The following is a 20,534-nucleotide window of genomic DNA, read 5'->3' as shown; positions in this document are numbered from 1 at the left end:
TTTGAGCATGTTTTTATCCGAAAACCGGTTCACACTTTTCGGAATCACGCTCCAGCCGCGATCAAAGGCGATCGAAACGCCGGTTTCAACCTCTATCTGGAATCGTGAAAGATTATGCCCAGCGTATGCCGCTGGCCGGAACGGATGCGGCTGACGCCGTGCCGCATCTTGACGCGATAATCCCCGCGCGTGCCCTGCATCGGACGGTCATTGACCGCGAAGACCACGCCGTCGCCCTGCCGGAGCGGCACGACCTCGGCCCGGCTCTGCATGCGCGGGCGCTGTTCGGTCAGGACGAATTCGCCGCCCGTAAAATCCTTCTCCGGCTCGGACAGCAAAATCGCCACCTGCAACGGAAAGGCGATATCGCCGTAAATATCCTGATGCAGGCAATTATAGTCGCCCTCGACATATTGCAGGATGAGGGGTGTCGGGCGCGTCTGCCCTGCCGCGTGGCACCGCTCCAGGAACGCATCATGGGTGGGCGGAAACCGGACATCCGATCCCAGTCTCTCGCTCCACCGATTGGCGATAGGAGCCAACTGAAAATAGAGCTTCTGGCGCAGATTCCAAATTAAGGCAGGAATGGGATTCGCGTAATATTTGTATTCTCCGCGCCCAAAACCGTGTTTTCGCATCGAAATCACCGTTCGAAATGCGGCCAAGGTGTGATAACCTGCGGCAATCTCGTGGCAATCCTGTGGCGAAATTATGTTTTCGAGGATTGTGGCACCGAACTGGTCGAGTTCGGCGCCGATTTTTTGCCAGTCATAGGCGGGAATGTTCTGGCCCTGCATGGGTTCATTTTTGATCATGCCTGGCCCTCCCGCTTCAGGAGATCGCGCTTGCGCTCGACCCCCCAGCGATAGCCGGAAAGGCCGCCATCGTTGCGCACCACGCGGTGGCACGGAACCGCGACCGCGATCTTGTTCGCCGCGCAGGCCTGCGCCACTGCACGCACCGATTTCGGTGCGCCGATGCGCTGGGCAATTTCTGTATAACTTACTGTTTTACCGACAGGAATTTCTCGCAAGGCCTGCCAGACGCGTTGCTGGAACGCGGTTCCCTGCAGATCAAGCGGCAGGTCGAGCCCGATGCGCGGCGCTTCGACGAAACCGACCACCTCGGCAACCATATCCTCGAAATCGCGGTCCGCACCGATGAGATTGGCCTGCGGAAAACGCTTTTCCAGGTCACGGATCAGTTCTTCCGGGTCATCGCCCATCAAAATGGCGCAGACGCCCTTGTCGCTCGCCGCCACCAGCACCGCGCCCAGCGTCGACTGGCCGATGGCAAAACGGATATCGGCATTCTTGCCGCCCTGCTTGTAAGCCTTTGGAGTCATTCCCAAAATCCCATCCGAAGCCTCATAGAAGCGGCTGCTGGAATTGTAACCGGCATCATAGATGGCGTCGGTTACGCGGATTTCCGGCGCATCGAGCGCCGCCCGCATCTTCCGCGCGCGATGCGCATCCGCATAGGCTTTCGGGGTCAGTCCCGTGAACTCCTTGAATATGCGATGGAAATGGGCCGGGCTCGCCTTTACCGAAGCCGCTATTTCTTCAAGGGATGGCACTTCTTCCGCCGTTTCGATGAAACGGCAGGCAGAGGCTACCATTTCGGCATAGCGGGTGCTGTTCTGCGTCGCCAGCGTTTCGGACAGATGCGGCTTGCAGCGCATGCATGGCCGGAACCCGGCGCGTTCGGCATCCTCGCAACCGTCGAAGAACTGCACGTTCTCGTGCTTTCCGCGCCGCGACGGGCAGGACGGTCGGCAATAGACGCCGGTGGTGCGCACAGCATAGACAAATGCCCCGTCCGACGCCTTGTCGCGGTCGAGCACCTTCTGCCAGCGGCTTTCATCGGGGTCGTGGGTCTTCATGGTCATAAGGTTCATGTCCGTATTCCTTCAATATGAGCATGAAGGAAGGCTAATGCCACCGCGTCGAAGCTACACTCCGCTGCTTGCTTTCAAATTCGAAACGGCGCCGTTGCACAGTCTGTTCACAAATAAGGAACATGCAAGCTTCCAGCTTTTATACCATGATATGAAAGGTAAACAGGGAGAAGACCATGACGACAATCGGCTTCATCATCGATGGCAAGGAAACACCATCCGCTTCCGGCAAGACATTCGACCGCAAGGACCCCGTCACCGGAAAAGTCGCCACTACAGCGCCTGCGGCCAGCCTTGCCGATGTCGATGCGGTTGCGAAATCTGCCGCGAAAGCCTTTGAAAGCTGGTCGGAAACCGGGCCGGGCGAGCGTCGTGCACTGCTGAACAAGGCGGCTGACCTGATGGAAAGCCGCGCCGATGAATTCATCCGCCTCATGTTGGAAGAAACCGGCGCAACCGCGCCTTGGTCGGGCTTCAACGTCCATCTCGGCGCCGGTGTGCTGCGCGAAGCGGCAGCGCTCACCACGCAGATCACCGGCGAGATCATCCCTTCGGACAAGCCCGGCATCGTTTCCATGGCAGTGCGCCAGCCGGTTGGCGTGGTGCTTGGCATGGCGCCATGGAATGCGCCGGTCATTCTGGGCGTGCGCGCCGTTGCAGCCGCCCTCGCCTGCGGCAACACGGTTATCCTGCGGTCGTCCGAATCCTGCCCCGGCGTTCATCACCTGATCGTCAAGACACTCAACGATGCTGGCTTCCCCGCCGGTGTGGTCAATGTGATTTCCAATGCCCCTGAGGACGCGCCGGAAATTGTGGCGGCCCTTGTTGCTCATCCGTCCATCCGCCGCATCAACTTCACCGGCTCCACCCATGTCGGCAAGATCATCGCCAAACAGGCCGCGGAGCATCTGAAGCCCGTGCTGCTGGAACTGGGGGGCAAGGCGCCCTTCATCGTGCTGGAGGATGCCGATCTCGATCAGGCGGTCGATGCGGCAGCTTTTGGCGCTTTCATGAATCAGGGCCAGATCTGCATGTCCACGGAACGCTTTATCGTGCATGAGAAGGTGGCGGATGTCTTTGCGGAAAAACTTGCCGCCAAGGCAAGATCACTACCCGCTGGCGATCCGCGCGGCAATGTCGTGCTCGGTTCGCTGGTCGATCTCAAATCCGCCGAGCGCATGGATGCGCTCATCCAGGATGCCGTGTCGAAAGGCGGCAAGGTTCTGGCGGGCGGCAAGCGTGAAGGCTCCATCGTTGAGGCGACGGTCATCGATCACGTGACGTCCGACATGAACATTTACACGCAGGAATCCTTCGGGCCGGTGAAACCTATCATCCGCGTCAGGGATGCCGAAGAGGCGATCCGCGTGGCCAACGACACCGAATATGGCCTTTCATCCGCGATCTTCAGCCAGGATGTGAAAAGGGCGCTGGCGCTTTCAAAAAAGCTTGCGACCGGCATCTGCCACATCAATGGCCCGACGGTCGCAGACGAAGCGCAGATGCCCTTCGGCGGCGTGAAATCTTCCGGCTATGGCCGTTTCGGCGGAAAGGCCGTCATCAACGAATTTACCGACCTGCGCTGGATCACCATCGAGGGCCCGCAGCATTATCCGTTTTGAACGAGAAGGGGCGGAGCTTTCAACTCCGCCCTTTCATCATCGGTGTCCGTTCAAGACTTTCGCGCTTCCTTGATCGCATCGATCAGCTCCGGCTCCTTCATCACTCCGCCATAGAGCTTGGTGCCGATGACGAAGGAAGGCGTGCCACCGAAATTGAAGGCTTCGCCCTGATCCATATTGCGCTCAAGAATGGCATTGATGCGCTTGGAATCAGCCTTATAGGCCGCATTGAGCTTCGCCGGATCGAGTCCGCCCTTTTTCAGCGCCGCATCCACCTGTTCCGGCGTAAGGCGACCGGGCGTCGCCATCAACGCTTCCATCGCCTTTACATAGTTGCCGGATTTTTCCGCCGCCAGAACGAGGCGCGCGGCATAGGCGGACGTGTCGCCGAAGATGATCCAGTCCTTCATGACAAGGCGCACATTGCCGTCATTCCTGACCACGCGCATCAGTTCGGCATGCCCCTTCTTGCAGTAAGGGCACTGGTAATCGAAATATTCGACAATGGTGACATTGCCGTTAGGATTGCCCAGAACCGGGATTTCCTTGTCGTAGAGTACTTCCGCAACCGTCGGAACACGCTGGGCGAGGCTCTCGCCGCCCGAAATCGCTATCGTTGCGGCGCCCGCCGCCGTTGCGGCCAGTATCTGACGACGATTCATCATGAGCTTGCTCCTTTGCCCGACTTTGCTTCAGACTGGGATTTATCCAACACCACGACACGCGCACCGGCGCTGGCGCGCTTGTAGAGATCGAGTATGTCCTGATTGTAGAGGCGGATGCAGCCGGACGACGCAGCCTTGCCGACGGACCATGGCTCGTTGGTGCCGTGAATGCGGTAAAGCGTGTCCTTGCCATCGCGATAGAGATAGAGCGCACGGGCACCGAGCGGGTTGCGGATGCCACCTTCGAGGCCATTGGCGTATTTTGCGTAATGCTCCGGATTGCGTTTGATCATGTTGGCTGTCGGCGTCCAGCGCGGCCATTGCGACTTGTAGGCAACCTTGGCATCGCCTGAGAAGGTCAGTCCGGCGCGACCGACCCCCACCGAATAACGGATTGCCTTGCCGCCCGGCTGCACGAGATAGAGATAGCGCGCATAGGGATCAACCACGATCGTGCCCACCGGCTCGTTCGTGGCATAGTCAACTTCCCGACGCAGATTGCGATCCGCGATCTTACTGACATCAAGTGCGGGAATGAGATTGCCGCGGTCGTTCACCGCGCCATACATGGTCTCATATTCACTCTTCGCCGTCTGCATTTCCGGCGCAGGCTGGCTCACGGGTTCGGCTGCAACAGGCTCGGGCCTGAAGGCCACCGGCTGCGGCATGGTGACGGCGATGGGCCGCTCCGCAGATGCGGTCGTGCATGCCGCGGCAACAAAAGGCAGACAGGCCACCACGGCCATCCGCAGCAGTGATTTCCGCGCGTTCTGTTTGTGAATCGATACAGTCAATTCTCTTGCCCCCGGGCCATCTTGAAATCCTTACATCCTTTGTCGCCGGAGCATTCTCCAGAACTATTGGAAATGCTCTATCTCTTTGTCTTTACGCATTATCCAACGCAAAACCGCTTCGCACTTTTGCTGGAAATGCTCTAGTCAGCGCTCACAAGACCGACCGAACGTTCGATGGAAGCGGTCGTGATATCGCCCACCAGTCTGGTTCCCTCCGGTTCCTTGCTGATGCGATTGAAGAAGATCATCGTCGGCGGCCCGGCCACGCCGAGCTTTGCCATCAGGTCGGCATTGCCCGCTGTGAGCTCGGAAATATCCGCCTTGACAAGCTGGTAACCTTCCAGCGCCTTCTTCACGCCAGCGTCGGGCAAAACCCGGCGCTCCACGGTGGAACAGCTTACGCACCAGTCCGCCGTGAAATAGACAAGCGTCGGCTTGTCGCCGCGCGCCTCGCCAAGTTTCTCCTGAAGGGAAGAAACAGTCTCGACCGGCGCAAATTGCAGCGCGGCCAGATTCTGGTTGCCGCCACGGTTACCGAATGCGGCCAGCGGTTGCAACGGGTCTTTTCCGCCCGAAGCCACGCCGAGCATCAAAATGACGCCGTAGACGAATGCCGCCGTGCCGATGGTGCGGGCGACAACGCTGCGTCCCGGAATTTTGAGGAATGCGAAACTTGCGGTCCCGAAAAGCAGGAGCGCCCACAGCACCATATCGACACCCGGCGGCAGAAGGGGAGCCGCCATGAAGATCGCGGTCGCGAGAAAACCGAAGCCGAAGATCTGCTTTACCGTTTCCATCCATGCGCCTGCGCGCGGAAGCGTGCCAGCGCCAAGCGTGGCGAAGGCAATGAGCGGCAATCCCTTGCCGATGCCGAGCGCAAAGAGCGCGGAAGCGCCAAGCGCGACATTGGCAGTCTGCGCGATATAGATAAGCGCGCCTGCAAGTGGCGCCGTAACGCAAGGGCCGACGATCAGCACGGACGAAAAGCCGAGAATGGCAGCCGACCGCTTCGAGCCTGTCCGCTGCTGGCCATGGGGACCAGTCCGCGACGAAATCGCGCTGACCCATGAATTGGGAAGCTGTATCTGGAAGAGGCCGAACATGGAGAGCGCGAGCAGCACGAATAATCCTGCCAGCACGAGTGCCGTCCATTTCGATTGCAGCACCATCTGCAGGTTCTGTCCCGACCAGCCTGCGATTGCGCCGACCACGGCAAAACCCAGCGCCAGGCTGACGACATAGGTGGCGGAAAGCACGAAGCCGCGTTTTGCGGTCAGCTTCTCCCCTTCACGCGCCAGCGTTCCGGCAAGGATGGGGTAGATGGGAAAGACGCAAGGGGTGAAAGCAAGCAGCACGCCGAAAGCCAGAAATGCCGCGATCACCAGCCCGGTGCCGCCACGATCCACCAGCCCCTCGACCATGCCCTTTTCGGGTGCAAGGGCAAATGCCGCCTTTGGTGGAGCGGCTGGCACCGCAGCCGGTGTGAAGGTCGGTGTGAAGGTCGGCGTCTGCGCCAGCAGCTTGGCCTTTTGGCCCTTCTCGCTCGAAACTGCGAGCGTGACCGGATCGACCGTCCTGGTTTCCGGGCGGTAGCAGATGCCGTCTTCCTGACAGCCCTGATAGGTGAGTTCCAGCGGCTCTGTATCCGCCTTCACGCTTGCCGTGGCGTGGGTGTAATAGACTTCAAGCCGCCCGAAATTCGGGTCGTCCTTTGGCTGTCCGGGCTGCGTGTCGACGGCAAGCGGATTTCCCTGCCCGTCCTTCGCCGCTATATGGTCGCGATAAAGATAATAACCGTCCGCGATCTGCCAGTTGAGTACCAGCCGGCCATCCGTGTCCTTCAATACGCTCAGGCGGAATGCCTGATCGACCGGCAGCGGGTTTGCCGCCGAGGCCGGGGCGAGTACGAGGAACAAACCGATGAACAAGCTGGCGAGGCCCGCAAGGAGACGCATTACGATTTTCCGCATAATTCGATTCGGACAAATTGATTATGTTGCAAATGGCGAATGTCCCCGCCACCTTAAGGCAGCCTTAAGCTGGCGCAGGGAAAAGCCCGTGCGGGGTTAAACACCAATAAAGGCAGAAACAGGAACTCATGCGCATACTCGTGGTGGAAGACGACACGATCCTTCTCGACGGACTGACTGTAGGGCTTGGGCTTGCCGGTTTCACCGTGGATGCCGTGTCGAACTGCTGCGACGCGGAAGCAGCGCTTGCCGCGCAGAACTATAACGCGGTGGTGCTCGACCTGATGCTGCCCGATGGCTCGGGCCTCGACATTCTGAAATCCATGCGGCGCGGACGCGACGAGACGCCGGTTCTGCTGCTGACCGCGCGCGATCAGGTGCCCGAGCGCATTGCGGGGCTCGATGCCGGTGCGGACGATTATGTCGGCAAACCCTTCGACCTGCATGAGCTTGCGGCCCGCGTGCGCGCCGTCGCCCGGCGCGGCGCAGGACGCGCCAATGCCCTGCTTGAATGGCGCGGCGTGGAACTGGACCCGGCGGAGATGTCCGTGCGCTTCCATGGCGAACCCGTGCGGCTGACCCGGCGCGAATTCTCGATCCTGCGCACCTTGATGGAGCGGCCCGCCGCCACCTTCTCCAAATCCTCGCTGGAGGAAGCGCTTTACGGCTGGCAGGAGGAAGTGGAGAGCAACGCGGTGGAGGTGCATATCCACCACCTGCGCTCCAAGCTTGGCTCCGATTATATCGAAACCGTGCGCGGGGTCGGTTACCGGCTGGCGGGAGCAAGGACATGAATTCCATTCGCAGCCGTCTCACCGGCATCCTGATCGGCGTCACCTGCGTCGTCTGGCTTTTCGCGGTCGTGTGGATCCATATCAGCACCCAGTCACAGCTTGAAAAGGTGCTCGATGCGCGCCTCATGGAAGCCGCGCGGATGGTCAACTCGCTTTTGACAGACCATCGGGTCGCGGTTGGCCCGGATGGAGATGGCGGGCAATTGTCGTTGAAGCCGATGCCCGATTTTCCGCTCTATGACCGGCAGCTTTTCTGCCAGATATGGGCTCTCGACGGCAAGCTTGTGGGACGTTCCGAAAGCGCGCCCGGCGTGCGGCTCACCAATATCGCGAACGGCTTTTCGGATACGGAAGTTGCGGGCGACCGCTGGCGCGTGTTCGCGGTGGAAAATACCCAGCTCGGCCTGCGCGTCATGGTCGGCGACAGCCTGAGCGTTCGCGAAAGGCTGGTGCAGAATGTCGTGACCGGGCTTGTGCTGCCCGCGCTGTTGATGCTGCCCGTTCTGGCGCTCATGATCTGGTTGTGCGTAAGGCGCGGTCTCGATCCTCTGAGCCGTCTTGCATCCGTGCTTTCAAAGCGCCAGGCGCAGGATTTGCGGCCGCTTCCCGAACACAACCTGCCCAAAGAGATTGCGCCTGCCGTCACCGCGCTGAACGGGCTTTTCCAACGCGTCGAGGAGGCGCGCGAGCGTGAGCGCAATTTCGCGATCTTTGCCGCGCATGAACTGAAGACGCCGCTCGCCGGATTGAAGACGCAGGCGCAGATTGCCGAAAGCGCAAAGGACGAAACGATGCGCGCCAATGCGGTGCGCCAGATCGCGGCGGGGGTCGACCGCACCACCCGTCTCACCAATCAGCTTCTCGACCTCGCCGCACTCGAGACCGGAGACGACATTGAAGCACCGGCATGCGAACCGGCGTGCCAGCTTCTCGTTGCGGTGTCCACCGACATGCGGATGCTTGCGGCGCAGCGCGGCGTTTCCATCGAACTGCCGGGCAACATGCCGCTGGTACAATTGCCCTTCCCGCACCTCTTCACGCTAGCCGCGCGCAACCTGATCGAAAACGCCGTCAACCACTCGCCCGGCAACGGCACCGTGCGCTGCCGCCTTGAAGCCGCAGGCGACAAGCTCAAGCTGGTCGTCGAGGATGACGGGCCCGGCATTCCCGAAAGCGAAATGCCGCACGTGACCGAGCGTTTCTTCCGCGGCGCAAATCGCAATGAAACCGGCAGCGGCCTTGGGCTTCCCATCGTGAAAATGGCGGTGGAGCGTATGGGCGGCGAATTGCACCTGCAAAACCGCCCGCAAGGGGGCTTAAGCGCGTCGATCATCGTGCCGGGCACCGTCGTCGGATGACGGCCATCTGAAACAGAACCACGGCGCGCATCGAACAAGGCTCATTCCCCTGCTTTCAGGCGTTTGAGCCCGTGTCTTTGATTTAGATCAATGACACCTGCTCCCCGAGCGCAGATAGCGAACCTATCGCTATTGCTGCCTCATCCGAGGCGGCTCTTGTCATGCGCTGCGAGGGGATTTCATGAACTACGCCGCTGGAACAGTCCTTTCCGGTCTGGGGGCACTTTTTGCTGTGCTTCTGGCCGGATTTTCCCATGATGAGCTGTTCAGAACCCATATGTGGATTCTGTTCGCTACACTGGCCATCTTCACCATTCTTCTGATGCGGAATGCCAATTACGGCCTGACGCCCAAAAAGGTCGACCAGTCCGCCTATATGGACGGCCCAATCCGCTACGGCGTCATCGCAACGGTTTTCTGGGGCGTGACCGGTTTTCTGGTCGGCGTCGTCATCGCCGCGCAGCTCGCCTTTCCCGATCTCAATCTGGAACCCTATCTGAACTTCGGCCGCCTGCGCCCGCTGCACACATCTGCGGTGATTTTCGCGTTCGGCGGCAATGCGCTGATTGCATCGTCCTTCTATGTCGTGCAGCGTACCTGTCGCGCCCGCCTCATCGGCGGCGATCTGGCATGGTTCGTGTTCTGGGGCTACCAGCTTTTCATCGTGATGGCCGCGACCGGCTATCTGCTCGGCATCACGCAGAGCCGTGAATATGCGGAACCGGAATGGTATGTCGACATCTGGCTCACCATCGTCTGGGTCGCCTATCTGGTCGTCTTCCTCGGCACGATCCTGAAGCGCAAGGAGCCGCATATCTATGTGGCGAACTGGTTCTACCTGTCCTTCATCATCACCATCGCCATGCTGCATATCGTCAACAACCTGGCGATCCCTGTCTCGTTCCTCGGCGTGAAGAGCTATTCCGCCTTCGCGGGCGTGCAGGATGCGGTGACGCAGTGGTGGTATGGGCACAACGCCGTCGCCTTCTTCCTGACCGTGCCGTTCCTGGCCATGATGTATTATTTCGTGCCGAAGCAGGCAGAGCGTCCGATCTATTCCTACCGCCTGTCGATCGTGCACTTCTGGTCGATCATCTTCCTCTATATCTGGGCCGGCCCGCACCATCTGCACTATACCGCCGTTCCCGACTGGGCGCAGACGCTCGGCATGGTCTTCTCCATCATGCTGTGGATGCCGTCCTGGGGTGGCATGATCAACGGCCTGATGACGCTTTCGGGCGCATGGGACAAGGTCCGCACCGATCCGATCATCCGCCTGATGGTTGCCGCCATCGCCTTCTACGGCATGGCGACCTTTGAAGGCCCGATGCTGTCGATCAAGGCCGTCAACTCGCTGTCGCACTATACGGACTGGACCATCGGTCACGTTCATGCGGGCGCGCTTGGCTGGAACGGCATGATCTCGTTTGCCGCCGTCTATTATCTCGCACCGAAGCTGTGGAACCGCCAGCGGCTCTATTCGATCCGCATGGTCAACTGGCACTTCTGGCTGGCGACGCTCGGCATCGTTCTCTACGCGGCTGCCATGTGGGTTGCCGGTATCCAGCAGGGCCTGATGTGGCGCGAATACGACGATCAGGGCTTCCTCGTCTATTCCTTCGCGGAAACCGTGCTCGCCATGTTCCCCTACTACGTCATCCGTACGCTTGGCGGCGTGCTCTACCTCGCCGGTGGCTTCGTGATGGCCTGGAACGTCTATCAGACCATTCGCGGCAATCTGCGCAACGAAGCCCCAATGGGCGGCACCCGGACTGTAGCCGGTGCGACCATGCAGCCTGCCGAATAAGGAGCGTGTGATTTATGTCGATACTAAAGAACCACTCCAAGCTGGAGAAAAACGCAACGCTGCTGCTGATCGCATCGCTCGCCGTGGTCACGGTCGGCGGCATCGTTGAAATCGCACCGCTCTTCTATCTCGAGAACACCATCGAGAAGGTGGAGGGCATGCGCCCCTACTCGCCGCTGGAACTCGCGGGCCGCGACGTCTATGTGCGTGAGGGCTGCTATCTCTGCCACAGCCAGATGATCCGCCCGTTCCGCGATGAAGTGGAACGTTACGGCCATTACAGTCTGGCTGCGGAATCCATGTACGACCATTCGTTCCAGTGGGGCTCCAAGCGCACGGGGCCTGACCTCGCCCGCGTCGGCGGCCGCTATTCGAACGAGTGGCACGTGCAGCACCTTGTCCGTCCGCGCGACGTGGTGCCGGAATCGGTCATGCCAAGCTATGCATTCCTGAAGGACCGTCCGCTGGAGGCTTCCAACATTGCGGCCAATCTGAAAGCCAATGCGGCGGTCGGCGTACCCTACAGCCAGGAAATGATCGACAACGCGCTTGACGATCTGAAGGCACAGGCCACGCCGGATGCCGACACGACCGGCGTCGAGGCACGCTATCCCAAGGCCAAGGTCGGCGATTTCGACGGCAATCCGCAGATGATCTCGGAGATGGACGCTCTCATCGCCTATCTCCAGATGCTCGGAACGCTCGTCGATTTCTCGACCTACGACCAGTCCCCCAAAGCGAGATAAAGCGGAGATTTAGCGATGGATTACAACACCATGCGCACTTTCGCCGATAGCTGGGGTCTGCTCGGCATGGCGCTCTTTTTTCTCTTCGTCGTTCTCTACGCCTTCCGGCCAGGCAGCAAGCAGATAGCCGACCACGCGAAGGACATTCCTTTCAAGGATGACGCAAATGACTGACAAGCAAATCGACGAAGTAACCGGCGTAGCGACCACCGGCCACGAATGGGACGGCATCAAGGAACTGGACAATCCTATGCCCCGCTGGTGGCTGTGGACATTCTACGCGACGATCTTCTGGGCGCTTGCCTATGTGATCGCCTATCCGGCATGGCCGCTGATCTCAAGTTCCACCGGCGGCATGCTCGGGTGGTCGAGCCGCGGCGCTTTCTGGGAAGAAACCGCCCGCATCGACAGCGAGCGGCAGGGCATCATCGACCAGATCAAGGCCAAGGACGTCCACGAGATTCTGGCGGATGAAAACCTGCGCCAATATGCGATTGCCGGTGGCGCTGCTGCCTTCCGCGTCAATTGCGTGCAGTGCCACGGCTCTGGCGCGCAGGGTGCGCCCGGCTATCCCAACCTCAATGATGACGACTGGCTGTGGGGCGGTTCGATCGACGACATCCTGACGACCATCCGTCATGGCGTGCGCTCGAAGGACGATGCCGACACCCGTATTTCCGAAATGCCCGCCTTTGTGGACGTTCTGGAACCGCAGCAGATCCGCGATGTCGCCGCCTATGTGGTGAGCCTCTCGGGCACACCGCACAACCCCGCCATGGTGCCGGAAGGCAAGAAGGTTTTCGCAGAGAACTGCGCCGTCTGCCATGGCGCGGATGCCAAGGGCCTGCGCGAGTTCGGCGCACCGGACCTGACGGACGCCATCTGGTTCTACGGCTCCGGCGAGGACGCCATCGTGCGTCAGGTCTCGCATCCCAAGCACGGCGTCATGCCCGCATGGGAAACACGCCTCGGAGACGCAACCGTCAAGCAGCTTGCCATCTTCGTCCATTCGTTGGGCGGCGGTGAATAGCTGGGGCACAAGCCCCAGCTACAGGGCAGTAAGGCAATAGGGCAGTAAGGCAGTAGGGAAATGAGAAACTAGGGACAGTATTGATCGCGGCCATCACATACTGCCCTATTGCCTTACTGCCCTATTGACCTCCTCTCCCCAAGGAGCAAAAAAATGTCAGACGATGTCGAACGCATTGACGTTCAGGCAGTCAACTCCCCCAAAACCCGCCAATCGCTTTATGCGGCGCGGGTGAAGATTTTTCCGAAGCGCGTGCAGGGCGAGTTCCGGCGCTTCAAGTGGATTGTCATGCTCATTACGCTCGGCATCTACTATCTGACGCCATGGCTGCGCTGGGATCGCGGCCCCTATGCGCCGGATCAGGCGGTCCTGATCGATCTTGCCAATCGGCGCTTCTATTTCTTCTTCATCGAAATCTGGCCGCAGGAATTCTACTACGTCGCGGGCCTGCTCATCATGGCGGGCCTCGGTCTGTTTCTCGTGACCTCCGTCGCGGGTCGCGCCTGGTGCGGCTATACCTGCCCGCAGACCGTCTGGGTCGATCTTTACCTCGTCGTCGAACGCGCCATCGAAGGCGACCGCAATGCGCGCATGAAGCTCGACAAGGCGCCATGGACCTTTGACAAGCTGTGGAAGCGCGTGAGCAAACATTCCATCTGGTTGCTGATCGGCGTGCTGACCGGGGGCGCATGGATTTTCTATTTCGCCGACGCGCCGCAACTGCTCATGGATTTCGTGACCGGTCAGGCAGCGCCTGTCGCCTATTTCACCGTCGCCATCCTCACCGCCACCACCTATGTTTTCGGCGGGCTGATGCGCGAGCAGGTCTGCACCTATATGTGCCCGTGGCCGCGAATTCAGGCCGCAATGCTGGACGAAAATTCGCTCACCGTCACCTATAATGACTGGCGCGGCGAGCCGCGCTCACGCCATTCCAAGAAGGCGATTGCCGCTGGTGAAACCGTGGGCGATTGCGTGGATTGCAATGCCTGCGTGGCCGCCTGCCCGATGGGTATCGACATTCGCGACGGGCAGCAGCTCGAATGCATCACCTGCGCGCTGTGCATCGACGCCTGCAATACGGTGATGGACAAGATCGACAAGCCCCGTGGCCTCATCTCCTATGCGACGCTGGCCGATTACAACGCCAACATGGCGCTCGCGACCAATAATGGCACGGCGCCGATCGATCCCGCCCGCGTCTACAGGGCGCAGAACAGCTTCTCTGACAAGGTGCAGAACCTGTCATGGAAGAAGGTGCTGCGCCCGCGCAGCATGTTCTACTTCGCCGTATGGGCGCTGATCGGCCTGACGCTCGTCATCTCGCTGTCGACGCGCCAGCGCATCGGCATCAACGTGCTGCATGACCGCAACCCGCAATATGTGCTTCTGTCGGACGGTTCGATCCGCAACGGTTACACGGTCAAGCTGCTCAACATGATCCCGACGCCGCGCACCTTCCGCCTTTCCATCGAGGGCCTGCCGGGCGCTACGCTGACCGTTCAGGACGAAACCGCGGATGCGAACGGCAATTACGACGTGCCGGTGGAGCCGGACCGCCTGAAGACATTGCGCGTGTTCGTCACCATGCCGCATGATGCGATTACCGAACATCGCCACGACTATGAAATCGAAGTGCGTGACGCGGACGGCGCGGAACACGCACGCTACAAGGCAACTTTCATGGCACCGGAGGGCAGATAATGTCGATCAAGTCGAAAACCGCAGGCACGTTCACCGGCTGGCACATGCTGGGCATCATGGTCGCTTTCTTCGGCGTCATCATCGCTGTCAACCTGACCATGGCCTATAACGCGATCCATAGCTGGAGCGGGCTGGTGGTGCAGAACACCTATGTCGCCAGCCAGGAATTCAATGACAAGGCCCAGACCGGCAAGGAACAGGCTGCGCTGAATTGGCAGTCGAAGCCGGCTTATGAGAACGGCATCTTCACCTGGCGGCTCGCCGACCATGAAGGAAAGGCCGTCGCCATGACCGGCGGTACGGTGGAGTTCAAGCGTCCGGTCGGTGACGTGAACGATACCAAGGTCACGCTGAGCGTCCGCGAGCCCGGAATGCTGACCGCACCGCTGGAACTTGGCGAGGGCGCGTGGATCATGGAAGTGAATGCAGATGCGGGTCTTGAAGACCCTTATCGCCATATCATCCGCGTTCTGGTGAAGGATGGGAGAATGCTATGAGCTGCTGCGTCGAGAATGCACAGATAGCGACCGTCGTTCAGGCCGTCTCGGCAGATGAAATGCAGGTCGCAAGCCGCGCGCTTGGAGACGGTTTTCGCCAGCTCGACCTGTCGGTTCCCGGCGTTCATTGCGGCCTGTGCATCAAGAATATCGAAGAGACGCTCGGCAAGATCACAGGGGTTGCCTATGTCCGCGTCAACCTCACCGGCCGCCGTGTGACCGTGCGCTGGAAGGATGGCGAGACGCCGCCCGATGTGGTCGATCCGCTTCGCAGGCTCGGTTACGAAGCGCATATCTTCGACATGGCGCAGGAGAAAGACCCGACCTTCACGCGGCTTCTGATCGCGCTTGGCGTCGCGGCCTTTGCTTCCAGCAATGTGATGCTTTTGTCGGTCGCCGTCTGGTCGGGCGCGGATGCGGCGACACGCGATATGTTCCACTGGATTTCCGGCCTCATCGCCCTGCCGACGCTGATCTATTCGGGCCGGATTTTCTATGTTTCCGCATGGAATGCGCTGCGTGCGCAGCGCGTCAACATGGATGTGCCGATTGCGCTTGCCATCACGCTTGCCTTTGGCATGAGTGTCTATGAAACCCTGCATCATGGCCAGCATGCCTATTTCGATGCATCGGTGACCTTGCTGTTCTTCCTGCTGATCGGCCGCACGCTCGACTACATGATGCGCGCCCGCGCCCGTTCCGCAGTCCGAGGTCTGGCGCAGCTTGGCTCCCGCGGCGCGGTGGTGATCGGCGATGATAACCAACGCAATTACCTGCCGGTCAACGAAATCCGCCCCGGCATGCGCATCATCCTTGCAGCAGGTGAGCGCGTACCCGTTGATGCAAAGGTAGAGGAAGGCCGTTCGGAACTCGATTGCGCCATTGCATCGGGTGAAAGCGATGCCGTGCCTGTCGGTCCGGGCTCCGACATTCGCGCGGGCACGCTCAACCTTTCCACGCCGCTCGTCATTCGGGCGACGGCGGAAGCAAAGGATTCCTTCCTCGCTGAAATGGTGCGGCTGATGGACGTCGCAGAAGGCGGACGCGCCTATTACCGTCGTCTTGCCGACCGCGCTTCCGAACTCTATGTGCCGATGGTCCACACCATCGCCTTCCTCGCCTTCGTCGGCTGGATGTTCTACACCGGCGGGGACTGGTATCGCTCGATCTATATCGCGATCTGCACCCTCATCATCACCTGCCCTTGCGCGCTCGCCCTTGCGGTGCCGATTGTGCAGGTAGTTGCGGCGCGGCGCCTGTTTGAAAACGGCATCATGATCAAGGACGGCTCCGCCATGGAGCGGATGGCCGAGGTGGACACTGCCATTTTCGACAAGACCGGCACTTTGACGCTCGGTCAGCCGAGGCTGATCGATGCCGACGCCATCGATCCCCATAATCTGGAGATCGCAGCCGAGTTGTCGCTTTATTCGCGCCATCCGCTGTCGCGGGCGCTGGCGCTGTTCTCGGGCGCAAAGCCGATGACCGCCTTTACCCGCATCGAGGAAGTGCCGGGCGCAGGCATCGAAGCCGAACTCAACGGTTCCATCTATCGGCTTGGCAAGCGCGACTGGGCGGACGACAGCGCCACGATGGTTCATGCCGATGGCCCCGAGACCTGTCTTTCCATCGATGGGAAGCTGGTTGAAACCTTCCGCTTTGAAGACAGCCCGCGCGAGGACGCTGCCGGAGCCATCGCCACACTGAAGCGCAACGGGCTGAAGCTTGGCATCATTTCCGGCGACCGCCTGCCTGCCGTCGAGAGGCTTGCCGGTTATCTCGGCGTCAATGATTTCCGGGCGGAAGTGCTGCCTGCCGACAAGTCGGAGCTGGTGCAGAAACTGTCAGCCGAAGGCAGCAAGGTGCTGATGGTTGGCGATGGGTTGAACGATGCGCCCGCCCTCGTCGCGGCCCATGTTTCCATGGCGCCCGCGACGGCCGCCGATATTGGCCGCAATGCAGCCGATTTCGTCTTCCTGCGTGAAAGCCTGTCGGCAGTGCCGCTTGCCTTCGCCGTATCGAAGGAAGCAGGCCGGTTGATCAGCCAGAATTTTGCGCTTTCCATCGGCTATAATATCATAGCCGTGCCGATCGCGATTTTCGGCTATGTCACCCCGCTGGTGGCGGCGCTTTCTATGTCGCTGTCGTCCATCGTGGTCGTGAGCAACGCATTGCGGTTGCGCGCCGGAAAACAAAAGCAGCAGACGCAGAAGACCATCGCGCCTGTTGCCGTCATCAAGGAAGCGCACAAATGAGCGGACTTATCTTTCTCATTCCCATCGCGCTGTTTCTGGGCTTGCTCGGCCTCGTCGCCTTTCTCTGGTCGTTGAAAAACGGCCAGTATGAGGATCTCGACGGCGCAGCAAACCGCATCCTGCTGGACGACGAAACTAGTCCGTTATCAAAATAGCCCGCAAATCATTGACATTCGTGCCGGTTGGCCCCGGCACGAACAGATCGCCGATGGCGTCGAATGCCGTCCATGCGTCGTTGTTGGCGAGACGCGCAGCGCCATCCTCGCCCGCCTTTTGCAGGCGCGAAACCGTGGAACCATCGGCAAAGGCTCCGGCATTGTCTTCCGAGCCGTCAATGCCGTCCGTGTCGGCGGCGAGCGCATGGATGTTGTCATAGCCATCGATGTCGAGCGCGAATGACAGCAGGAACTCGCTGTTGCGCCCACCTTTGCCACCTCCCGGGCCACCCTTGCCGCGAATGGTGACAGTCGTTTCGCCGCCCGACAGAATGACCACGGGTTTCTTGAACGGGCGGTCGCGGTCGGCCACTTCGCGGGCAATCGCCGCATGGACATGCGCCACTTCCCGCGCCTCACCTTCCATTGAATCGGACAGGATCACCGCTTCCACACCATGACGCCGGGCTTCCTTCACCGCCGCATCCAGCGAGACGGCAGCGGAAGCAATCACCCGGACCTCGTTTCGAGCGAAAACCTCGTCGTCCGGTTTCGGCGCATGGGCGGCTTCGCTCCTGATGTGATCAAGCGCTGCCTGTGGCAGTTCGAGCCTGTAGCGTTCGATGATCTTCAAGGCCTCGTCGCGGCTGGTTGCGTCCGGCACGGTCGGCCCGGAAGCGACGAAGGCCGGGTTGTCGCCGGGAATATCCGAAACGACCAGCGAGAACACTTTTGCCGGATGCGCGGCGGCGGCGAGCCTGCCGCCCTTGATCGTCGACAGGTGCTTGCGGATGGCATTCATCGCCGAAATAGGCGCGCCGGAGGCGAGCAATGCCTTGTTGACGGCGATCTCATCTTGCAACGTCAGACCTTCCGGCGGCGACGGCAGCAGCGCCGATCCGCCGCCCGAGACAAGCGCCACCACGAGATCGTCTTCCGTGAGGCCGGACACGGCATCGAACAGCCGCTTCGAGGCTTGAAGCCCCGCCTCGTCGGGAACCGGATGCGCGGCCTCGATGATCTCGATGTGCTGGCAAGGTGTGCCATAGCCATAGCGCGTCACCACCACGCCCTCCAGCGGGGCATCGTGTTTTTCAGCCCAGGCGCGCTCGAAAGCCGCCGCCATCTGCGCCGATCCCTTGCCCGCGCCGATGACAATCGTTCGTCCCTTCGGCTTGGCCGGGAGATTGGCGCGGATCACCAGTTCTGGATCGGCAGCCGCAACAGCTGCGTCGAACAGGCTGGTCAGAAACTTCTTGGGATCGGTGATGGCAGACATGAGTTTCCCGATGCTGGCGTGTTAACGGCGGCACTATTCCCCGCCCGAGATCTAAAATCAATGGAGCCGGCTACCTCCTCCAAGCAGCCAGCTCCGCCCTCTCCCTCCAGAGAGTTCGCCTGAGACGTCAAGCCACGTCGTGGTTCGCCATCCTCTCGAGAGCACGTACCAGACCCGAATGGTCGAGACCGTCATCGCCATGCGCCGCGCAGGAGTTGAACAGCTCCTGTGCCGTGGCCGTGTTCGGCAGCGAAACGCCGAGTGCCTTTGCGCCTTGCAGTGCGAGGTTCAAATCCTTCTGGTGCAGGGAAATACGGAATCCCGGATCGAAGGTGCGCTTGATCATGCGTTCGCCATGCACTTCGAGAATGCGGGACGATGCAAAGCCACCCATCAGGGCTTCGCGCACCTTTGCCGGATCCGCGCCTGCCTTGGAAGCGAAGACCAGTGCTTCAGCCACGGCTTCGATATTGAGCGCGACAATGATCTGGTTTGCGACCTTGGTCGTCTGGCCATCGCCGCAATCGCCGACGAGGGTGATGTTCTTGCCCATAAGCTTCAGAAGCGGCAGCGCACGGTCAAACGATTCCTGCGAACCGCCTGCCATGATGGAGAGGCTGGCGTTCTTCGCGCCCACCTCGCCGCCCGAAACCGGCGCATCGACATATTCGGCGCCCGTTGCGCGGACCTTCTTTGCGAATTCCTTCGTCTCGATGGGCGAGATCGAGCTCATGTCGATGAGTAGCTTGCCTTTGCCGAGCCCCCCGATTGCGCCGCCTTCACCGAAGATGACTTCGGCCACCTGCGGCGTATCGGGAAGCATGAGAATAACCGTATCGCATTCTTCCGCGACGGCCTTCGGCGTATCCACGATTTGCAGACCGTTATCGATCAGTTCCTGACGCGGCGGAGGATTGAACCTCGAGGTGACGATCTGATTTCCGGCATCCTGCAGATGACGCGCCATCGGCGTGCCCATGATCCCCAGTCCGATGAAGCCTATCTTGGCCATGTCGTATACTCCCTAATCAAAATTATGCAGTCAGCCGTTCGGCTTCATGGTGTTTGAACCAGCTGAGACCTTCCTCGGTTGTGGTCTTCGGCTTGTATTCGCAGCCGATCCAGCCTTTGTATCCGGCGTTTTTCAGCGCTTCGAACACGTTGGGATAATTGATCTCGCCGGTCCCCGGCTCATTGCGGCCCGGATTGTCGGCAAGCTGGATATGAGCGATCAGCGGCTTGTAGCGTTCATAGGTCGCGACCAGTTCGCCGCGTGTGCGCTGCTGGTGGTAAAGGTCATACTGGATGAACAGGTTGTTGCTGCCCACTTCATCGATGATCGAAACCGCCTGCTCCACCGTGTTGAGGTAGAAGCCGGGAATGTCGTAGTGGTTGATCGGCTCGATCAGCAGGCGGATGCCGTGCTTGCCCAGTTCCTTCGCGGCCAGACGCAGATTGCTGACGAAAGTGGCGCGCAGCACATCCGGATCGACACCTTGCGGGGCAATGCCCGAAAGACAATTGACCTGGGAGCAGTTGAGCGTGGTGGCATAGTCGATGGCATCGGCCACGCCGCGACGGAAATCATCGACCCGATCCGGCAGAACCGCAATGCCGCGCTCTCCCCCAGCCCAGTTGCCCGCAGGCAGGTTATGCAGGAGCTGCGCCAGATTATGTCTGGTCAGCGCCGCCTTCAGCTCGTGCCGGTTGAACTCATAGGGAAAGAGATATTCCACCCCGGTAAACCCGGCCTTTGCCGCCAATGCGAAGCGGTCCATGAAGGGTACTTCGTTGAAAAGCATTGTGAGATTGGCTGCAAATCTCGGCATTTTCGCCTCCTTGTAATTCTCTGTTTGCGCAATTCTGGAAAAAAGCCGTTTCACAATTTTCCTCGAATTACCTTCCACGTTGTTCTTTTCCCTCATCCTGAGGAGCCCTCCCGAGCTTGTCGAAGGGAGGCG

The 20,534-nt window shown here is 60.2% G+C and carries 19 protein-coding genes; 11 read left to right on the top strand and 8 right to left on the bottom strand.

Features of this window, described 5'->3' with window-relative positions; translation table 11 throughout:
• Window positions 1–92: 92 nt before the first annotated feature.
• Both JNC63_RS07980 and ada read right to left on the bottom strand, forming a co-directional pair.
• Window positions 93–815 carry a 2OG-Fe(II) oxygenase gene (locus tag JNC63_RS07980; RefSeq protein WP_063881915.1) on the bottom strand — a complete coding sequence of 241 codons (723 nt, stop codon included), beginning with the start codon at window positions 813–815 and terminating at the stop codon, window positions 93–95.
• Window positions 812–1,897, bottom strand: coding sequence for a bifunctional DNA-binding transcriptional regulator/O6-methylguanine-DNA methyltransferase Ada (ada, locus tag JNC63_RS07975; protein ID WP_063881913.1), 1,086 nt, complete (start codon window positions 1,895–1,897; stop codon window positions 812–814). Before ada ends, JNC63_RS07980 begins: the two co-directional genes overlap by 4 nt.
• Window positions 1,898–2,073: 176 nt before the next feature.
• Between ada and JNC63_RS07970 the strand changes: the two genes are divergently transcribed.
• Entirely contained in the window at window positions 2,074–3,519 is a 1,446-nt protein-coding gene (locus JNC63_RS07970) for an aldehyde dehydrogenase (protein ID WP_021586188.1), read from the top strand.
• A gap of 50 nt (window positions 3,520–3,569) precedes the next feature.
• On the opposite strand, the gene JNC63_RS07965 is transcribed toward JNC63_RS07970, so the two are convergent.
• From JNC63_RS07965 to dsbD, 3 genes are all read right to left on the bottom strand, one after another.
• Window positions 3,570–4,184: a DsbA family protein gene (locus tag JNC63_RS07965; RefSeq protein WP_374846208.1), complete on the bottom strand. Its 615-nt coding sequence runs from the start codon at window positions 4,182–4,184 to the stop codon at window positions 3,570–3,572.
• On the bottom strand, window positions 4,181–4,930 hold the full coding sequence (locus JNC63_RS07960; protein ID WP_021586190.1) for a L,D-transpeptidase: 750 nt from the start codon (window positions 4,928–4,930) through the stop codon (window positions 4,181–4,183). The genes JNC63_RS07965 and JNC63_RS07960 overlap by 4 nt, the downstream gene beginning before the upstream one ends.
• A 188-nt stretch (window positions 4,931–5,118) precedes the next feature.
• A complete protein-coding gene (gene dsbD / locus JNC63_RS07955; protein WP_112701019.1) occupies window positions 5,119–6,933 on the bottom strand; it encodes a protein-disulfide reductase DsbD in 1,815 nt (604 codons plus the stop codon).
• 143 nt (window positions 6,934–7,076) lie between these two features.
• Between dsbD and JNC63_RS07950 the strand changes: the two genes are divergently transcribed.
• The 10 genes from JNC63_RS07950 (at window position 7,077) to ccoS (ending at window position 17,294) form a co-directional block, all read left to right on the top strand.
• Window positions 7,077–7,742: a response regulator gene (locus JNC63_RS07950; RefSeq protein WP_021586193.1), complete on the top strand. Its 666-nt coding sequence runs from the start codon at window positions 7,077–7,079 to the stop codon at window positions 7,740–7,742.
• A complete protein-coding gene (locus JNC63_RS07945) occupies window positions 7,739–9,100 on the top strand; it encodes an ATP-binding protein (RefSeq protein ID WP_025089700.1) in 1,362 nt (453 codons plus the stop codon). Before JNC63_RS07950 ends, JNC63_RS07945 begins: the two co-directional genes overlap by 4 nt.
• A 181-nt stretch (window positions 9,101–9,281) precedes the next feature.
• Window positions 9,282–10,907: a cytochrome-c oxidase, cbb3-type subunit I gene (gene ccoN / locus JNC63_RS07940; RefSeq protein ID WP_006466124.1), complete on the top strand. Its 1,626-nt coding sequence runs from the start codon at window positions 9,282–9,284 to the stop codon at window positions 10,905–10,907.
• Window positions 10,908–10,921: 14 nt separating this feature from the next.
• Entirely contained in the window at window positions 10,922–11,653 is a 732-nt protein-coding gene (gene ccoO / locus JNC63_RS07935; protein WP_006466123.1) for a cytochrome-c oxidase, cbb3-type subunit II, read from the top strand.
• A gap of 15 nt (window positions 11,654–11,668) precedes the next feature.
• Window positions 11,669–11,827 carry a CcoQ/FixQ family Cbb3-type cytochrome c oxidase assembly chaperone gene (locus tag JNC63_RS07930; RefSeq protein WP_006466122.1) on the top strand — a complete coding sequence of 53 codons (159 nt, stop codon included), beginning with the start codon at window positions 11,669–11,671 and terminating at the stop codon, window positions 11,825–11,827.
• A complete protein-coding gene (gene ccoP, locus JNC63_RS07925; RefSeq protein WP_021586195.1) occupies window positions 11,820–12,683 on the top strand; it encodes a cytochrome-c oxidase, cbb3-type subunit III in 864 nt (287 codons plus the stop codon). The genes JNC63_RS07930 and ccoP overlap by 8 nt, the downstream gene beginning before the upstream one ends.
• Window positions 12,684–12,836: 153 nt before the next feature.
• Window positions 12,837–14,387, top strand: coding sequence for a cytochrome c oxidase accessory protein CcoG (gene ccoG, locus JNC63_RS07920; RefSeq protein WP_063619983.1), 1,551 nt, complete (start codon window positions 12,837–12,839; stop codon window positions 14,385–14,387).
• Window positions 14,387–14,884 carry a FixH family protein gene (locus JNC63_RS07915; protein ID WP_021586197.1) on the top strand — a complete coding sequence of 166 codons (498 nt, stop codon included), beginning with the start codon at window positions 14,387–14,389 and terminating at the stop codon, window positions 14,882–14,884. The genes ccoG and JNC63_RS07915 overlap by 1 nt, the downstream gene beginning before the upstream one ends.
• Window positions 14,881–17,139 (top strand): cation-translocating P-type ATPase, encoded by a 2,259-nt coding sequence (locus tag JNC63_RS07910; protein WP_121991170.1) that lies wholly within the window; start codon window positions 14,881–14,883, stop codon window positions 17,137–17,139. The genes JNC63_RS07915 and JNC63_RS07910 overlap by 4 nt, the downstream gene beginning before the upstream one ends.
• Entirely contained in the window at window positions 17,136–17,294 is a 159-nt protein-coding gene (gene ccoS / locus JNC63_RS07905) for a cbb3-type cytochrome oxidase assembly protein CcoS (RefSeq protein WP_021586199.1), read from the top strand. The genes JNC63_RS07910 and ccoS overlap by 4 nt, the downstream gene beginning before the upstream one ends.
• Here ccoS and JNC63_RS07900 read toward each other — a convergent pair.
• From JNC63_RS07900 to hyi, 3 genes are all read right to left on the bottom strand, one after another.
• The gene (locus tag JNC63_RS07900) at window positions 17,275–18,573 is read right to left on the bottom strand and encodes a glycerate kinase type-2 family protein (protein WP_112701021.1); all 1,299 of its coding nucleotides are present in this window, start codon (window positions 18,571–18,573) and stop codon (window positions 17,275–17,277) included. The two genes, ccoS and JNC63_RS07900, sit on opposite strands and share 20 nt — an antisense overlap.
• Window positions 18,574–18,700: 127 nt before the next feature.
• Window positions 18,701–19,585, bottom strand: coding sequence for a 2-hydroxy-3-oxopropionate reductase (locus tag JNC63_RS07895; RefSeq protein ID WP_112701022.1), 885 nt, complete (start codon window positions 19,583–19,585; stop codon window positions 18,701–18,703).
• A gap of 22 nt (window positions 19,586–19,607) precedes the next feature.
• Window positions 19,608–20,402, bottom strand: a complete 795-nt coding sequence (hyi, locus tag JNC63_RS07890) for a hydroxypyruvate isomerase (RefSeq protein ID WP_187963238.1) — start codon at window positions 20,400–20,402, stop codon at window positions 19,608–19,610.
• Window positions 20,403–20,534: the final 132 nt, after the last annotated feature.

Origin of the sequence: Brucella ciceri, assembly GCF_041930145.1 — a bacterium.
Classification (GTDB): Bacteria; Pseudomonadota; Alphaproteobacteria; order Rhizobiales; family Rhizobiaceae; genus Brucella; species Brucella intermedia.
The sequence above is the reverse complement of the archived record's forward strand: the minus strand, read 5'-3'. Positions and strand labels throughout refer to the sequence as shown.

Bases quoted from the DNA above. Each gene is read 5' to 3' on its own strand.
- JNC63_RS07980 (WP_063881915.1), bottom strand. From the start codon at position 815: ATGATCAAAAATGAACCCATGCAGGGCCAGAACATTCCCGCCTATGAC.
- ada (WP_063881913.1), bottom strand. From the start codon at position 1,897: ATGAACCTTATGACCATGAAGACCCACGACCCCGATGAAAGCCGCTGG.
- JNC63_RS07970 (WP_021586188.1), top strand. From the start codon at position 2,074: ATGACGACAATCGGCTTCATCATCGATGGCAAGGAAACACCATCCGCT.
- JNC63_RS07965 (WP_374846208.1), bottom strand. From the start codon at position 4,184: ATGATGAATCGTCGTCAGATACTGGCCGCAACGGCGGCGGGCGCCGCA.
- JNC63_RS07960 (WP_021586190.1), bottom strand. From the start codon at position 4,930: ATGGCCGTGGTGGCCTGTCTGCCTTTTGTTGCCGCGGCATGCACGACC.
- dsbD (WP_112701019.1), bottom strand. From the start codon at position 6,933: ATGCGTCTCCTTGCGGGCCTCGCCAGCTTGTTCATCGGTTTGTTCCTC.
- JNC63_RS07950 (WP_021586193.1), top strand. From the start codon at position 7,077: ATGCGCATACTCGTGGTGGAAGACGACACGATCCTTCTCGACGGACTG.
- JNC63_RS07945 (WP_025089700.1), top strand. From the start codon at position 7,739: ATGAATTCCATTCGCAGCCGTCTCACCGGCATCCTGATCGGCGTCACC.
- ccoN (WP_006466124.1), top strand. From the start codon at position 9,282: ATGAACTACGCCGCTGGAACAGTCCTTTCCGGTCTGGGGGCACTTTTT.
- ccoO (WP_006466123.1), top strand. From the start codon at position 10,922: ATGTCGATACTAAAGAACCACTCCAAGCTGGAGAAAAACGCAACGCTG.
- JNC63_RS07930 (WP_006466122.1), top strand. From the start codon at position 11,669: ATGGATTACAACACCATGCGCACTTTCGCCGATAGCTGGGGTCTGCTC.
- ccoP (WP_021586195.1), top strand. From the start codon at position 11,820: ATGACTGACAAGCAAATCGACGAAGTAACCGGCGTAGCGACCACCGGC.
- ccoG (WP_063619983.1), top strand. From the start codon at position 12,837: ATGTCAGACGATGTCGAACGCATTGACGTTCAGGCAGTCAACTCCCCC.
- JNC63_RS07915 (WP_021586197.1), top strand. From the start codon at position 14,387: ATGTCGATCAAGTCGAAAACCGCAGGCACGTTCACCGGCTGGCACATG.
- JNC63_RS07910 (WP_121991170.1), top strand. From the start codon at position 14,881: ATGAGCTGCTGCGTCGAGAATGCACAGATAGCGACCGTCGTTCAGGCC.
- ccoS (WP_021586199.1), top strand. From the start codon at position 17,136: ATGAGCGGACTTATCTTTCTCATTCCCATCGCGCTGTTTCTGGGCTTG.
- JNC63_RS07900 (WP_112701021.1), bottom strand. From the start codon at position 18,573: ATGTCTGCCATCACCGATCCCAAGAAGTTTCTGACCAGCCTGTTCGAC.
- JNC63_RS07895 (WP_112701022.1), bottom strand. From the start codon at position 19,585: ATGGCCAAGATAGGCTTCATCGGACTGGGGATCATGGGCACGCCGATG.
- hyi (WP_187963238.1), bottom strand. From the start codon at position 20,402: ATGCCGAGATTTGCAGCCAATCTCACAATGCTTTTCAACGAAGTACCC.